The sequence below is a fragment of the Saccharopolyspora spinosa NRRL 18395 genome, assembly GCF_000194155.1.
Classification (GTDB): Bacteria; Actinomycetota; Actinomycetes; order Mycobacteriales; family Pseudonocardiaceae; genus Saccharopolyspora; species Saccharopolyspora spinosa.
The window spans coordinates 7,030-20,331 of record NZ_GL877880.1 but is presented as its reverse complement, the minus strand read 5'-3'; the positions used below and the strand labels follow the sequence as shown (position 1 = coordinate 20,331).

Annotated in this window: 15 protein-coding genes, 1 tRNA gene and 1 pseudogene; 5 read left to right on the top strand and 12 right to left on the bottom strand. The window is 66.5% G+C overall.

Annotated features, from left to right (window positions below):
• The first annotated feature begins 180 nt into the window (after window positions 1-180).
• Complete coding sequence (locus tag SSPN_RS0130615) at window positions 181-537, top strand: hypothetical protein (RefSeq protein WP_010312578.1); 357 nt, start codon at window positions 181-183, stop codon at window positions 535-537.
• Window positions 538-988: 451 nt separating this feature from the next.
• Here the strand turns inward: SSPN_RS0130615 and SSPN_RS46685 are convergent.
• The 3 genes and pseudogenes from SSPN_RS46685 to SSPN_RS0130605 form a co-directional block, all read right to left on the bottom strand.
• A pseudogene (locus SSPN_RS46685) lies at window positions 989-1,288 on the bottom strand (MerR family transcriptional regulator); the annotation flags it as partial.
• Between the two features lie 52 nt (window positions 1,289-1,340).
• The gene (locus tag SSPN_RS62310) at window positions 1,341-1,511 is read right to left on the bottom strand and encodes a hypothetical protein (RefSeq protein WP_010312576.1); all 171 of its coding nucleotides are present in this window, start codon (window positions 1,509-1,511) and stop codon (window positions 1,341-1,343) included.
• A gap of 385 nt (window positions 1,512-1,896) precedes the next feature.
• Entirely contained in the window at window positions 1,897-2,451 is a 555-nt protein-coding gene (locus SSPN_RS0130605) for a TetR/AcrR family transcriptional regulator (protein WP_010312575.1), read from the bottom strand.
• Window positions 2,452-2,517: 66 nt separating this feature from the next.
• On the opposite strand from SSPN_RS0130605, the gene SSPN_RS0130600 reads away from it, so the two are divergent.
• Window positions 2,518-4,011, top strand: coding sequence for an MFS transporter (locus SSPN_RS0130600; RefSeq protein ID WP_010312574.1), 1,494 nt, complete (start codon window positions 2,518-2,520; stop codon window positions 4,009-4,011).
• Between the two features lie 716 nt (window positions 4,012-4,727).
• Here SSPN_RS0130600 and SSPN_RS0130590 read toward each other — a convergent pair.
• Both SSPN_RS0130590 and SSPN_RS46680 read right to left on the bottom strand, forming a co-directional pair.
• A complete protein-coding gene (locus SSPN_RS0130590; protein WP_010312572.1) occupies window positions 4,728-5,381 on the bottom strand; it encodes a DUF4232 domain-containing protein in 654 nt (217 codons plus the stop codon).
• Window positions 5,382-6,039: 658 nt separating this feature from the next.
• Window positions 6,040-6,276, bottom strand: coding sequence for an HC3 family zinc finger protein (locus SSPN_RS46680; RefSeq protein ID WP_237710849.1), 237 nt, complete (start codon window positions 6,274-6,276; stop codon window positions 6,040-6,042).
• Between the two features lie 149 nt (window positions 6,277-6,425).
• On the opposite strand from SSPN_RS46680, the gene SSPN_RS0130575 reads away from it, so the two are divergent.
• Window positions 6,426-7,301: a helix-turn-helix domain-containing protein gene (locus SSPN_RS0130575; protein WP_063713974.1), complete on the top strand. Its 876-nt coding sequence runs from the start codon at window positions 6,426-6,428 to the stop codon at window positions 7,299-7,301.
• The gene (locus SSPN_RS0130570) at window positions 7,276-7,467 is read left to right on the top strand and encodes a DUF397 domain-containing protein (RefSeq protein WP_010312566.1); all 192 of its coding nucleotides are present in this window, start codon (window positions 7,276-7,278) and stop codon (window positions 7,465-7,467) included. The genes SSPN_RS0130575 and SSPN_RS0130570 overlap by 26 nt, the downstream gene beginning before the upstream one ends.
• A 167-nt stretch (window positions 7,468-7,634) precedes the next feature.
• Here the strand turns inward: SSPN_RS0130570 and SSPN_RS49475 are convergent, their stop codons facing one another.
• Window positions 7,635-8,375, bottom strand: coding sequence for a DUF4232 domain-containing protein (locus tag SSPN_RS49475; protein WP_010312564.1), 741 nt, complete (start codon window positions 8,373-8,375; stop codon window positions 7,635-7,637).
• A 246-nt stretch (window positions 8,376-8,621) separates the two neighbouring features.
• Here SSPN_RS49475 and SSPN_RS0130560 point away from each other — a divergent pair.
• Window positions 8,622-8,697 (top strand) — tRNA-Lys (locus SSPN_RS0130560).
• A gap of 73 nt (window positions 8,698-8,770) precedes the next feature.
• Here SSPN_RS0130560 and SSPN_RS0130555 read toward each other — a convergent pair.
• The 6 genes from SSPN_RS0130555 to SSPN_RS55670 form a co-directional block, all read right to left on the bottom strand.
• A complete protein-coding gene (locus SSPN_RS0130555; RefSeq protein WP_010312562.1) occupies window positions 8,771-9,949 on the bottom strand; it encodes a tyrosine-type recombinase/integrase in 1,179 nt (392 codons plus the stop codon).
• The gene (locus SSPN_RS0130550; RefSeq protein ID WP_010312560.1) at window positions 9,949-10,128 is read right to left on the bottom strand and encodes a helix-turn-helix transcriptional regulator; all 180 of its coding nucleotides are present in this window, start codon (window positions 10,126-10,128) and stop codon (window positions 9,949-9,951) included. The genes SSPN_RS0130555 and SSPN_RS0130550 overlap by 1 nt, the downstream gene beginning before the upstream one ends.
• Window position 10,129: 1 nt before the next feature.
• Window positions 10,130-11,611 carry a replication initiator gene (locus tag SSPN_RS0130545; protein ID WP_044576165.1) on the bottom strand — a complete coding sequence of 494 codons (1,482 nt, stop codon included), beginning with the start codon at window positions 11,609-11,611 and terminating at the stop codon, window positions 10,130-10,132.
• A gap of 119 nt (window positions 11,612-11,730) precedes the next feature.
• Window positions 11,731-12,651: a hypothetical protein gene (locus tag SSPN_RS55675; RefSeq protein ID WP_010312556.1), complete on the bottom strand. Its 921-nt coding sequence runs from the start codon at window positions 12,649-12,651 to the stop codon at window positions 11,731-11,733.
• A gap of 14 nt (window positions 12,652-12,665) precedes the next feature.
• The gene (locus tag SSPN_RS46670) at window positions 12,666-12,851 is read right to left on the bottom strand and encodes a hypothetical protein (RefSeq protein ID WP_010312554.1); all 186 of its coding nucleotides are present in this window, start codon (window positions 12,849-12,851) and stop codon (window positions 12,666-12,668) included.
• Between the two features lie 11 nt (window positions 12,852-12,862).
• Window positions 12,863-13,302, bottom strand: a 440-nt coding sequence (locus tag SSPN_RS55670; protein WP_010312552.1) for a GGDEF domain-containing protein, incomplete at its 5' end; no start/stop codon positions are given.

Below are 13,302 nucleotides of genomic sequence, written 5' to 3'. Positions count from 1 at the left end.
GCTGCTGGCGCGAATCGGCTCGTTCTGCTCTTGGTGAGGCGTCTGCCGGCGTGACCGTCCCGTCGATGCATCTTTCGTTGCCGTTTTCCTAGACCCCCGGCCTTGCGAGCGATCCGCATCACTGCTACCTTTTAGGTATTCCACTAGATAACTAGTGAAAGACCTTAAGGAGTAGCGGACATGGACTTCACCTTCGGCAAGCGCGGAGTGATCGCTGGACTGCTGGCTGCGGGAGCGCTGGTCGGCACGGGCGCATTCGCCGCCGCCGCGCCCGCCGCGAATGCGCCGGAACTGCGGATCAGCTCGGCCGACTACGCACTGGAGTACTCCGTGGTAAACGGCAACGGCGACGGCTTCTCCGCTGTCCTGGAGCCGAACTCCTCCCGCGAGGTGCAGGCCGAGGCCTTCACGACGGTGCAGTTCTCCGTGAACGGCAAGCCCGTGAACGCATTCGGCCCGCTCGAGGCTGACCGCACGCTGGTCTGCAACGCGGGAGGCACCGTGGCCGCGCCTACCGTGAACTGCGCCTTCGCCTGACACGGAAATGCGCGCAGGCCGTGCAGTATCGCTGGCGGAGTCCAAGAGGTGACTGCCACCCGGACTCCGCCAGCAGCGGTCGTTGGCAGTTCGATGCGGAGCACTTTTCTCGCGCGGCTTAACCGCTTTCGCGAGCAACCGTCTCTTTTGGATTGCCACCGCGTGTGAGGCTGAAGGCGGCGGACGACGCTGTGTACGGGTGCCTCGTGAGTGCTTGGGTAGCTGTAGAGGCTGTTTGAGAACTCGTTCCGCGTGCCAGCAAGACGGCGGCCCTACGGCAGTGGCGGCGATTTGGCGCGAAATCGCCGCTCGCCACGTCGGCAAGGTGACGATTTCGCGGGAAATCGCCCCAGCCATACGACCGTCACGCCGTTTCGCCGCCTCGACAGGATCGGCTCGCCCCAAACACATCCCGGCCTCACCATATCCCTGACTGCCTCACAGGCGCCCCTCACCCTTGACCCGACCGGGCTGGGGGCGGGATTTCGCCGGTGTGGCGATATTTCAGGACCGCGTCGAGGTATTCCGTTACGGCGTCCCTGTTCCGGGTCAGGCACCTGATTCGGTCGGTCATTCTGTCACGTTCGAGTTCCAGGATGGCGATCATCTCCGGTGTCGCGTCTGGGAAGTAGATGACGCGGGGTTTGTCCAGGCACGGCAGGATCTGCTTGATGATGCGGGTCGGCAGCCCGGCGTCGAGCAGCCCGCGGATCTGCAGCACGCGGTCCACGTTGTACTCGTCGTAGTCGCGGCCGTCGCGGCGATCCCGCTTTCCGCGACCAGGCCCACACGATCCTCTACACCTACATCGCCGCTTTCCTCGCAGGGCTGGGAATGGGCGGCTCCGTCGACCTGGTCCTGCTGTTCTTCGGCATCGCATCGATGGTGAGCATCTGGATCGTGGGCGCCCACATCGACCGCCGGCTGCGAACGCTGACGATCGCCAGCACGATCTTGGTTGCGCTCGCGGCCACGTTCCTGGCGCTCCTGGCGGAAAACCCAACCCCTGGTCTACGTCGCGGTGACGCTGTGGGGCCTGGGCTGGGGAGGCGTCCCGACCCTGCTCCAAACGGCGGTGGGAAACGCGGGCGGGGAAGCGGCGGACACGGCCCAAGCGATGCTGGTGACCTTCTGGAACGCGGCCAGGGCAGCAGGCGGCGTGATCGGCGGCCTCATCCTGGCCGGGCCGGGCCGGGCCCGACAGCCTTCCCCTTGGCGCTCCTGCTCCTCCTACTGCCGGTCCTGGCAACCACGATCGCGGCTCGCACCAACGCCTTCCCCGCCAAATCCCGGTGAACCTTCCGAGGTGAGGGGCACCCTTGAGCGGCTCAGCCGCTCAAGGGTGCCCCTCACCTCGGTTCAGGCTCGGGTTCGGCGGGTTTCGGCTGCTTGTTCCAGCAGGCGGTCGAAGACCTGTTGCAGCAGTTTCGGCTCAGGGCTTGGCAGGCCGGACAGCGCGCTCAGGTACAGGCCGTCGCCGACCAGGCGGATGGTCTCGGCGAGCACCGGGTCGCCGATGTAGTCCGTGAGCAGCTTCGACCAGTGGGCGAAGACCCTGGCCAGCACCTCGGTGTCCGCCTCGCTGAGCTCTTCGGTGCTGCGCAGAGCCGCGATGACCGACCAGTACAGCGCCATCTCCTCGTCCGAGGCGGGCTGCGAGGTCTCCAGGAAGTACCGGACGACGTCCACGCCGGCCCTGTCGGCCTGCTCGAATTCGGCTTCGGCGGATTCGCCGAGCCGCTGCACGAGCCCCTGCAGCATCGTCTGCTTGGAGCGGAAGTGGTAGAGCAGGCCGCCCTTGGACACGCCTGCCTCGGCGGCGACCGATTCGAGTGTCACCGCCGCCGTGCCCTGCCGGACCAGGATCCGCTGGAGCGCGTCGAGGATGCGGTCGCGGGTGTTGGTGGCTGACATGGGTGGCACTGTACCGTCCGGACGGTTACTATACCGTCTGGACGGTACAGAAAACTCGAGTAGAAAATGATCAAGCTGAATTCGCCTCTGATTACCCGCAAGCAATGGGCGGCGCTCGGTGCCCTCCTGCTCCCCGTGCTGCTGATCTCGGTCGACAACACGGTGCTGAGCTTCGCCCTGCCGCACATCAGCGAGGAGCTGCGGCCAACCGGCGGGCAACTGCTGTGGATCGTCGACATCTACTCCGTGATGCTGGCCGGGCTGCTGGTGACGGTGGGCACGCTCGGCGACCGGATCGGCCGCCGTCAACTGCTGCTGATCGGCGCGACCGGCTTCGGCCTCGCCTCCGCGCTGGCGGCCTTCGCGCCCAGTGCCGAGCTGCTCATCGCGGCCCGCGCGCTGCTGGGCGTGGCCGGGGCGACGCTGATGCCCTCGACGCTGTCGCTGATCCGCAACATCTTCACAGACTCCCGCGCCCGGACCACCGCGATCGCGGCCTGGACGGCGACCTTCGCTGGCGGCTCCGCCTTCGGCCCGCTGCTCGGCGGGGTGCTGCTGGAGCACTTCTGGTGGGGTTCGGTGTTCCTGATCAACCTGCCGGTGATGGTCCTGCTGCTGATCGTCGGCCCGCTGCTGATCCCGGAGTCGCGCAACCCGGCGCCCGGCCGCTACGACCTGCCCAGCGCTGGTCTGTCGCTGCTGGCGATGCTGGCGTTGGTCCTCGGCATCAAGGAGTTCGCCGGCGGCGGTGCGCTGGCGCTGCCTGCGGTGGCGGTCGCAATGATCGCCGGCTACGCGTTCGTGCGCAGGCAGCGCAGGCTGGACGCGCCGATGCTGGACCTGAGCCTGTTCCGCAACGCGCGGTTCAGCGTCGCGGTCGCCAGCAACCTGCTGGCGGTGTTCGTGATGGTCGGCGGACTGTTCTTCATGACCCAGTACCTGCAGCTCGTGCTGGGCATGAGCCCGCTGCGCGCGGGGCTCGCGCTGCTGCCGGGCATCGCACTGTCGGTGGTCGGGTCGCTGCTGGCCGTCCGGCTGATCCGCCGCGTCCGGCTGGCCGAGCTGCTGGGTGCGGCGATCCTCGCGACGTCGCTTGGCTACCTGCTGATGGTGCTGCTCCCGGCGCAGGACGGCGCCTGGCTGGTGGTCGTGGCGTTCATGGTCGTCGGCCTGGGTGCGGGTGTCACCGAGACGGCGACCAACGACACGATCATGAACAGCGTCGCCCCCGAGAACGCGGGCGCGGCGTCGGCGATCTCGGAGACCGGCTACGAGCTGGGCGCCGCGATGGGCATCGCGATCCTCGGGAGCGTACTGACCGCCGCCTACCGCAGGAATGTGGATCTCGCCGGGATCCCGGAATCCATAGTGGACACCGTGCGGGACACCTTGGGCGGAGCGTTCTCGGTGGCGAACGAGCTGCCGGTGGAGCAGGGTGTCGCGCTGCGGGAGTCGGCGGCGCATGCCTTCACCTTCGGCGTGCACGTCACCAGCGTGGTCGGAGCCGCGATCCTGGTCTTCGCCGCCGTGCAGGCGTGGTGGGTGCTGTCCCGGCGCTGACGCCGTGTCGGGTCGCCGGTCGGTGCGTGGGGAGGGGGCGCACCGACCGGCCCGCAGGGCTCGTCCGCCGCAGGTCGGGGGCATCGGCGTTCGGGCCCGGGTCTGGTGCCGCTAGAGGTGGCGGACGGCTTCGAGGATGCGGCCCTGGAGTTCTTGGGAAGGCGGTTCCGTAGTGTCCGATGTGGACTTCGACGCTCACGGATCGCCACTGGCGATCACGCTAGTTCCGGGACTGCTTCGAGCGCTGAGCCAGAGGGCGCGCGCCCAGCCGGGGACTGCGTCCTGGGCTGGTGAGGGCACGCAGCCGTGAGTCCTTCGGGTAGCTATGACTTCCCGAAGGACTCGCAGCCCCGTCGGTTGTCCATGTATTCGATGAGTTACCGCCAGTATTGGCGTTGGCAGTCTTCGGCGCTGGGTCGGTCCGAGTTCAGGAGGAAGACCGTGTTCGTTCGGGAGCAAGGGCAGACCGCCCTGCCGTCGGTTATCCGGCCCCGCAGCACCCGCGCCGACCGCCACCGGTAACCAGATTTCCCGGTTTCACCCCCTGACCGGGAACCGCGCTGCACCGCGCACTCCTTTCTGCGCCCAGAGTGTGCGGTGCGGCCGCGCATTTCGCCCTGCGTCGCCCGCACCCTCAGCCGCCTGATCCGACGGACATAACGAGGCACCCGCGACCGATCGCCCGGTCGCGGGTGCCTCTCGCTGGTGTCATCGAATCAGAACACGGTGACGCCCTGGGCGACGGGCTGGAGGGTGCCGACCTTCAACGACTTCAGCGGGATCTGGGGCACGGAGCTCTTGCCCTTGGTGTCGAGGAAGTTGGCGTTCACCGGGCCGTTGACACCCGGCACCTTGACCTGGAAGCCGGTGACGGTCACGTCGCCGCCCTTGTCGCCGAGGTTGAGACGCACTCCGGCGAACGCCGTCTTGCCCGGGGCGAGCTCGAACTTCGTCGGGCCGCCCGGGATCTTGACCTTCTCCACCGGGATCTTGGAGTCCGCGCCGGACATGTCGGTGGCGGTGATGTCCGCCCAGCCGCTGACGTTGCAGGTCTTCTCCGACTTGTTCGTCGCGGCCATCAGAAGGACGCCGGGGCGATCCGGCTGGGCCTGCAGGTCGACCTTTATGTCCGACGCCGTGCAGTCGGGGTTGTCGATCTGCTGGCCGCCCGCGTGGGTCCAGGGAGCCGGCTCGTTCACCGGCGTGCTGCTGGAATCGCCGGCGGCGATTCCAGCAGCCGGAGCGGGCGTGCTGACGCCGCCCGAAGAAGGCACGGGAGCCGGCGTCGACTGACCACACCCGGCGAGCAGGAGCGCCCCGGTGAACAATCCGGCGATTGCACCGAGCGTCCGAGTCTGGTTGAGCATCATTGTGAATCCCTTCGTAGCACGCACCGAGCGCTTTGCAATCTCTCACTCCTGAAGACGTGCATGCCATAGCGGGGTTGCGAATCAACATATGGACTTGCCCTTTCGGGCAAGTGCGGGACGCGGAAGGCGGTTTGTGATGTTCATGGTTCGCGGTCTGTTGGTCGCTGACCACGAGTGGTCCATTGTGGACACGTGGGGTGTCTTGGGTGGAGCGTAGTCCCGTGCAGGCGTGGTGTGTGCTGTCCCGGCGCTGAGTCGGTGGATGGGGTGGCCGGTCGGTGCGTGGGGAGGGGAGTCGCGCCGACCGGCCCGCAGGGCCGTCCGCCGCAGGTCGGGGGCATCGGCGGTCGGGCCCGGGTCTGTTGCCGCTAGAGGTGGCGGAGAGCTTCCAGGATGCGCCGCTGGAGTTCTTGAGAGCGCGGCTCCGCAACGTCCAATGTGGATTACGGTGGTGGTTGCGGTTCGCGGAGCCGGTGTCGGCCGCCTCGGTCCTGTTGTTGTCGTTCGGCCTCGACGTGGGCGATGAGCTGCCAAAACCGTCAGGGTGCCTTCGCCGCCGCCATCGTGCTGCGGCCGGTAGGACTTCCAGCAGGTGAGGAGCAGGCAGAGCGCGGCAGCACCGGTGATCCCGGCAATTCCGGGAAGCATGGTCAACACGTCACTTGGTTCTTTCGGTAGCAGTGGCGAGGAGATCTCGCGCGATCCGGTGCGCCTCGGAGTCACAGTCGCCGCATGCCGACCACAGCCAAGCCAATTCCCAGTTGTCCGCCGACAGCTCCTGCCGGCACAACGTCGACACGGAAGTGCCGGTCGGATAGGCCAAAGCGCCCTCCGGCCGCCGATCGGTACTCGCATGCCGCCGCCCAGCAGCCGGAACCCAGTGGAAGGGGTACATCGCCATCACCTCGGTAATCGCTCGGTCGCTGTTTCGAGTACCGCAGTGAAAAAAGTGTCGCTAGCTATTGAGTATGTCGCTAGCGACATAGCGCCGATCATCACATCGGATGACCACGCCGTTTTGCTTGCGTCGGCTAGGTTTGTCGCGTGGCTGGCGACGGAAAAGGGACTCCGAAGGTTCGCGCATTGGGTGCTGAACTGCGGGAACATCGCGAAGCCGCTGGGGTCACCTTGCGAAAGCTCGCGACAAAGCTCGGGAAGCACCACAGCGTGCTCGCGAGATACGAGACTGGCGAGAAGCGTCCGGAACCCGAGACTGTCGCTGCGATCATGACAGCGCTCGATGCGTCGCCCAGCGAACGTTCCCGAATCGTCGAGCTTGCTCGCGTCGCGGGAGATGCGAACTGGGTTGCGGTGGGCGACTCATCGCACCGCGACATGACCACGCTCATCGAGTACGAACGGACGGCGCGAGCAATCGTCGAGGTAGCCACCACGGTCATCCCCGGGTTGCTGCAGACCTACGACTACGCGCACGAGATCATTTCCAGATGGTCACCGCACGACGCAGGCGTCCGCACCGCGACGCGCGTCGGCAGACGAGACGTTCTCACCAAGCAGAACGCGCCTACCTTCACTGCGATCATCACGGAGAACGCGCTCCGGGAGCCCATCGGGGGTCCCGCCGTTCACGCTGAACAACTTCGGCACCTCGTCGCTGCCGTGGAAGTCGACAACATCGAGATTCTTGTCGTGCCGAGCAGAGCAACCGAGTGGAACCCGAGCCACGCGGGCAGCTTCATCCATTTCGCGTTCACCAAGGGCGAGCCGATCGTTTACATCGAGCACTTCAGCTCCCTGACGTTGCTGCATAGCCCGAAGGAAGTGAAGGCGTTTCAGGACGCGGTCACTACTCTTCGAGATGTCGCGATGGACGCTTCGGACTCCGCGAAGTTCATCGCCGAGCTAGCCGCTGCAGCAGAAGGAGGCTCCTCCCATGACGACTCCGCAGAACTGGCGTAAGTCCAGCCGGAGCGCAACGGGCAATGCATGTGTCGAGGTCGGTGCGTTAGCCGACGGAGCGGCGGTCCGGGACAGCAAGGACCGCGCCGCCGGGCACTTCACCGCCGATCGCGCGCAGTGGTCGACGTTCGTCGCTGCCGTCAAGGCCGACCGGTTCCAGCAGTAAGGTTGTCGGTCAAGCTGCACAGCCGCGGCGAGGACTGGGCGGGCTGAGCCGGCGGCGAGGGCGCCCACATCGCGGCCTCCCAGATCCGCGCCACCTGCACGGCCGCCTACTGAAGTGAGACGCCCCCGGCCGAGCAACTCGACCGGGGGCGTCTCGAACCGTTCGGATCAGTCGAAGACGGTGACGCCCTGGGAGACGGGCTGGAGGGTGCCGATCTTCATCGCCTTGACCGGGAACTCGGCGTAGAGGCTGCCGTTGCCGGTCTGGGTGCCGTCGGTGCCGATGATGTTCGCGTTCACCGGCCCGCCGGTGCCCGGCAGGGTGACGTTGAAGCCGGTCGCGACCACGGTGTCCGGGTCCGCCTTGTCGCCCCGCTCGACGCGCACCCCGGCGAAGCCGGTCTCGCCCGGGTCGAGGCTGAACTCCGTCGGACCGCCCGGGATCTTGACCTTCTGGACCGGCACGTTGGTGTGCGGGGCGCCGGACATGTCCACGGGCGCGACGTCCGCCCAGCCGTTGAGCTTGCAGACCTTCTGGGACGTGTTCGACACGGCCATCAGGAGGACGCCGGGCTGGCTGGGCTGAACGTTGAGGTCCACCTTGAAGTCCTTGGCCGAGCACTCGGTGCCGGTGGGCTGACGTGCGACGTTGGTGCTGGTGGACTTCTGGTTGGCGTCGGTGCTCGCGGTCTGGCGGCTGTCGTCGCCGTCGGTGTGCTGCTGATCGCTGTGGGTGCTGGTGGAGCCGCTGGCCTGGATCGGTGATCGACCGGGTGCGACCCCGGCGGCCTGGGTGGCGCCGTCCTGCGCGGCCGGGGCCGCTGCCGGCTGACCGCATCCGGCGAGCAGAAGAGCACCGCCGAGCAGTCCAGCGATCGCGCCCAACGTCCGAGTCCGGTTGACCAACATGCTGTTCCCTTTCGTCTTGCCCTTGAGCGTTTCTCGCTTTTGTCCTGAAGACGTGCGTCTGGTGCCGGGGTTGCTCCGAGCGATGTGAAAAAAATTCCCCCATGTTCTGACCTGCGGATTAGGCGGAAGGAGGGGGGAACCCCTCACTAGCCGACGGGTGATCCGCCCGCAGTGTGATCTTCATCGACGAAGAAGCTGCGACCATCACCGCACAAGATCGCCCGGACCTTGTAACCTTGGGCACGCGGGTCGTTAGCTCAACTGGCAGAGCAGCGGACTTTTAATCCGCGGGTTCTGGGTTCGATCCCCAGGCGACCCACCAAAACCCCAGGTCACACGGCCTGGGGTTTCTTGTTGGCCGAGCCGGTTGCCAACAAATTGCCAACTTTTCCCAGCTACTCGGTGGGGACCACGAACGCCAACGCCTCGGCGCTCGCGCGGGACTCCTGCCCTCGGCCGAAGTAGACATCCTGCGTCATCGACACGCGCGAGTGGCCCAGCAGGTCCGCCACCTGCCGAGCGGTCAGACCGGCCTCGTCCAGCAGCGTGGCGACCGTCTTCCGCAGTGTGTGAAAGGTCACCCACTCATACCCTGCACGTTGACGGAAGGGGACCCACGTCCGATTAGCGACGTTCGATGCGTTGAGGTAACCGCCCTTCGTGTTGGTGAAGATGGGCTTGGTCGGATCAACGCCCCCGAGCTGGGATTCTCGCTCCAAGAGCATCTTCACTGCCCAGTCAGGCAAGGCGATATCGCGTGCTGAACCATCGGTCTTGCCATCATTGCGGAGTGCGCCCTTGCCACGTGCTCGGATCAGGTTGCCGCTCATCTTCAGCATCTTCGCCTCAGCGTCCAGGTCCTCCCAGTGAGCGCCCAGAGCCTCACCCGCCCGTTCCGCTGTGGCAACGAAGAAGCGCACCAGGTCGGGCAAGTCCCGCTTCTTCGCTTCCTCATCAGCGTCGAGCTTTGCCAACAGATCGTGCAACTCGTTCTTGGTGAGTGAACGTGGCTTCTTGCGCTTGATCTTGGCCCGCCGCTCGGTCAAGGGGGCGATCCCCTTCGTCGGGTTCGCGTCCACCGCTCCGGCCTGGATCGCGAAAGTCATGATGTTGCTGATCACGGCCTTGACGAGCTTGGCGAGGGTCAAGCTGTGCGCTTTGAGTTTCGCCTGGCACAGCTTGTTGACCACTGGGGTCTTCACCTCGAAAAGCCGGAGCCGCGCCAAGGCGGGCTTCACGTGGTTCACATACACGTTGTAGTAGGTGTCCAGCGAAGTCAGGGAGTAGACCCCGGCCTCAGCATCGGCCTGGAACTGCGCCAACCACAGATCAGCGGCATCGCCGAAGGAAGACGCAGCCGTCAGCGCAGCACCAGCAGACGAAGACGGCGCGAGGTCCTTGATCGCGTCGCGGACCGCCTGCTTGGCTAACTCCTTGGTCCTTCCCCGGCGGCGTACATCGGCGTAGGTGCCATCCTCTCGCCGGTACCAGGCACGGGCCGCCCATGACTTGCCAACCCGCTTTACGGAGATCTCGCCCATGCTGCCCAGCGGCAGCGGCAGCCGACCCGCCATCAGGCCGCCCCCCCAGCCTGGGAGTCGAACCAGCGCTCGACTTCATCGGGCTTGAACCGGATGTACTTGCCGATCTTGCGGCCGACCGGACCATAGCCCCGAGAACGCCACTGGTAGAGCGTTCCGACGGGAACGCCGAGGTAGCCGGAGACCTCTTCGATACCCCACAACTTGCTCATGTCAGTCTTTCCTTTCGGTGGCGTAGCGGTGTTTGCGTGCTTGGCGGGTGCGTTCGGCGATGGCGGCGGCGAGTTCGCGTTCTTCGTCGGTGCGGTGGCCGACGCTGGTCATGTCCCAGTGGTTGACCACGGCGACGGTGTCGGCTTCGACGCCGAGTTCGGCGAGGTTCTGTTCAAAGCGCCAGATCTGCCGGTCTTCGCGGAGCTGCTTGAACGTGGTGGAGTAGGCCCGCGATTTGGACAGGAAGTGCCCACGGAAGGCGAGCATGTGCGTCCAGCGCCGGAGGTTGAGTTCGTCGAGCGGCCCGGGGATCCAGCCGCCGTTGTCGCAGGTGCCGCAGTGGCCGATCGTCTTGCAGGCGCAGCCACCCGGCCCGGTTTGGTGTTCGCCGTGGGGGTGGCAGTCGGGGCACACGATGGGTGCGCCGAGGTCCCAGGCGGTGCGCATGATCTGTTTGTGGTGCTCGGTGGTGCGCAGGAGCTCGATCACCGTGCGGGAGCGGATCGGCCGGTCAGCGGCTTCGGACTTGCCGGTGCCCTTGGTGGCGTACTTGGCCACGTAGGAGGAGATCCGGTCATCGCTGATCGTGCCGTGCTCGTCCTCGAACCGGCGCGCCTCGGCGGGGCGGATCGGCCGGATGTCGACTTGTTCACCCCACGCGAACGTCAGCGCCTGGCCGTTGAACTTCGGTGAGGTGACCGCGGTGTCGGCGTGAGCGGCCCGCACAGCGTCGGAGAGCAGGTCGACCGTGCCCCAGGCCGGGGTGGCGTCGATCGCGCCGTCGGGGCCGTCGAGGCGGATCACGGCGTGGAAGTGGATGATGCCTCGCCGCTGGAACTCGGCGACCTTGGCGTAGGACAGCCGGGCGTGGTCGGTGAAGTCGCGGACGGTGAGCCCGGCCGCGCGGGCGAGGTGCCGCCGCAGCTTCTGGGTGAAGCGGTTCCAGAGCTTGCCGGAGTGTGCCTGCCACAGGACGTGTCCGGTGTAGTCGTAGCCGTCGGGGTCGATCGGTTGGCCGATCAGCGGGTCGTGTTCGTGGTGGTAGCGCCCGCAGCGGCACGGCAGGACCTTGCCGTTTTTGGTCCGTCGGTTGTGCACCGGCCCGAAGCTCGGGGCGGTGAGGGTCACGAACAGGCGGGGTTTGTCGGACACGGTGACCGGGACGCCCTTGGAGCCGCCGGAGAGGCCCGCGCGCATGAGCTGGAAGGCGTCGGCGGCGTAGCGGTCCGAGCAGGCCGGGCAGACGCTCTCGCGGCGGTTGCCGCAGGGGGACAGGATGTGTCCGCTGGTCTCGGCCGGGCGCCCGTCTGGGCGGGTGAGTACGTGGCCGGTGGTTTTGTCGGTGATCTGCCAGCTGCCGGAGAGGCGGACCGGGTGGAGGCAGCCGTAGACGTCTTCGACCTTCTTGCGCCAGTCTCGGTAGTCGGGGGCTTGGATGCGTTGCTTGATGCGGTCGACGTCCGGGAGCGTGGGCAACACCATGTGGTGACCTTTCGAGGGATAGAGCCCGGCGGGCATCACCACCAGGTCCATCCCCCGCGCGGTGCTGCCCGCCGAGCATGGTTGTGCTGTATCTGTTTTCAGTTGTCCCGCAACGGGTTTCAGTTGAACGCGTGGCCGTTGTGGGTGGTGAACTCGGCCGCGACCTGTTCAGCCATCGGCGCAGGCAGCTTCGCAACGCGCTGGATGTCGACGGCGGTGAACTCTCGTCCGTTGGCCAGGGCTTGAGCCTGGGCATCCTTGATCATCTGGATGATCGGAGCCGGGAGCTGGGGAGCTCGCCGGATCGCAGGCACCACCGGAGCCGGTACAGGTTCGGGAACCGGTGCCGGGGCTGGTTCGGGAACCGGTGCCGGGGTCGGAGCCGGGGCCGGTTCGGTGGTCGGCCGCGCCGGTTCGGGTCCGGGTTCTTCGGTGTCGTCGGCGTGCTCCGTGGTTTCGTAGATCAGAAGCATGACCTGACGTTGCCGGGCCTGGATGACGGGAATGACTTCGGCGATGCCGTAGACGATGACCGGGATGATCGCGTGTACGGCCGCCGAACCGGGATTGAACCCGTCCCAGTTACCTCGCACGAGCGGGAGGAGTTGGGGGATGACGTTCATCGCGAGCGTGGCCGACAGCAGGACCCGCTTCAACCGGTGCCACCACTCGCTATCGGGTTCGATCCCGTAGGAGAGGATCACGGCTTCGAAGTTGAGGATCACGATCAGCAGCCCGGCGAACATCGGCTCCACCGTCCACGCGGCCCACCACAGCGGGTCGGCCTTGTCCGTGTCCCCGGCCAGGAACTTCTGAACCCCGGCGGTGGTGAACACCAGGCCCAGCGCGAGGAAGAACCACAGGCCGATCAGTGTCCGCCGCCCGCGCCGTTCCATCTCCACCGCGCACAGGTCCGGATCACGGGTCAGGCCCCGCAGCTTCCGAGCCTCGGAGATGCGGAATCCGAGCTTGCGTACCCGCCGGGTGTCCCCGGTCTTGGCGGGGGCGTTGTTGTCGTGTTTACGGCGCAGCAGGCCCACGATGCGTTTCCTTCCTACTCGCTGGGCTTGAACAGCCAGACCAGGCCCCGGATGAGCAGGACCAGGCCCGCGCCGATCCCGATCGCCCAGGCCGGGGTGACCAGCAGCCACACCAGCGCCAGCACGCCGAGGACGACCGCGAGCAGCAGTAGCCCGGTCAGGACGCTGCGGCCGGTGAGGTGAATGTTGATGCTCTGCACTTCGAAACTCCTTACTGTGAAACGGAAACCGTGTTCTTGGTGTGGTGGGTGCGTGTGGCGTGTTTGTCGCCGTACATGCGGTCATCGGCGATCGCCCGGGGGGTGGGGGGGTTTGTGATGGTGGTCGGTGCGGTAACCACGCCCAGTGCCATCGAGACTTCGATCGGCTGGCCGTCGACTTCGGTCAACCGGGACACTGCGGTCTGTACACAGCGGACGGCGCGGTCGGCCTCGGGGTGGCCGGCCACATCCGGCAGCGGGAGCGCGAACTCGTCGCCGTGCAGCCGGAACGGGATCATGTTCACTTCAGGAGCCCAGTGCCGCAGTACCGCCGCGACTTCGAGCAGCACCCGATCCCCAAAGCGGTGTCCGTGGGTGTCATTGAGCACTTTGAACCCGTTGAGGTCACCGAGCGCCACCCCGAGCAGGCCTGGCGACCGTCGAGCCCGTT

Coding starts and splice junctions, on each gene's coding strand:
- SSPN_RS0130615 (WP_010312578.1), top strand. CDS start 181: ATGGACTTCACCTTCGGCAAGCGCGGAGTGATCGCTGGACTGCTGGCT.
- SSPN_RS0130605 (WP_010312575.1), bottom strand. CDS start 2,451: ATGTCAGCCACCAACACCCGCGACCGCATCCTCGACGCGCTCCAGCGG.
- SSPN_RS0130600 (WP_010312574.1), top strand. CDS start 2,518: ATGATCAAGCTGAATTCGCCTCTGATTACCCGCAAGCAATGGGCGGCG.
- SSPN_RS0130590 (WP_010312572.1), bottom strand. CDS start 5,381: ATGATGCTCAACCAGACTCGGACGCTCGGTGCAATCGCCGGATTGTTC.
- SSPN_RS46680 (WP_237710849.1), bottom strand. CDS start 6,276: ATGTACCCCTTCCACTGGGTTCCGGCTGCTGGGCGGCGGCATGCGAGT.
- SSPN_RS0130570 (WP_010312566.1), top strand. CDS start 7,276: ATGACGACTCCGCAGAACTGGCGTAAGTCCAGCCGGAGCGCAACGGGC.
- SSPN_RS49475 (WP_010312564.1), bottom strand. CDS start 8,375: ATGTTGGTCAACCGGACTCGGACGTTGGGCGCGATCGCTGGACTGCTC.
- SSPN_RS0130555 (WP_010312562.1), bottom strand. CDS start 9,949: ATGGCGGGTCGGCTGCCGCTGCCGCTGGGCAGCATGGGCGAGATCTCC.
- SSPN_RS0130550 (WP_010312560.1), bottom strand. CDS start 10,128: ATGAGCAAGTTGTGGGGTATCGAAGAGGTCTCCGGCTACCTCGGCGTT.
- SSPN_RS0130545 (WP_044576165.1), bottom strand. CDS start 11,611: ATGGTGTTGCCCACGCTCCCGGACGTCGACCGCATCAAGCAACGCATC.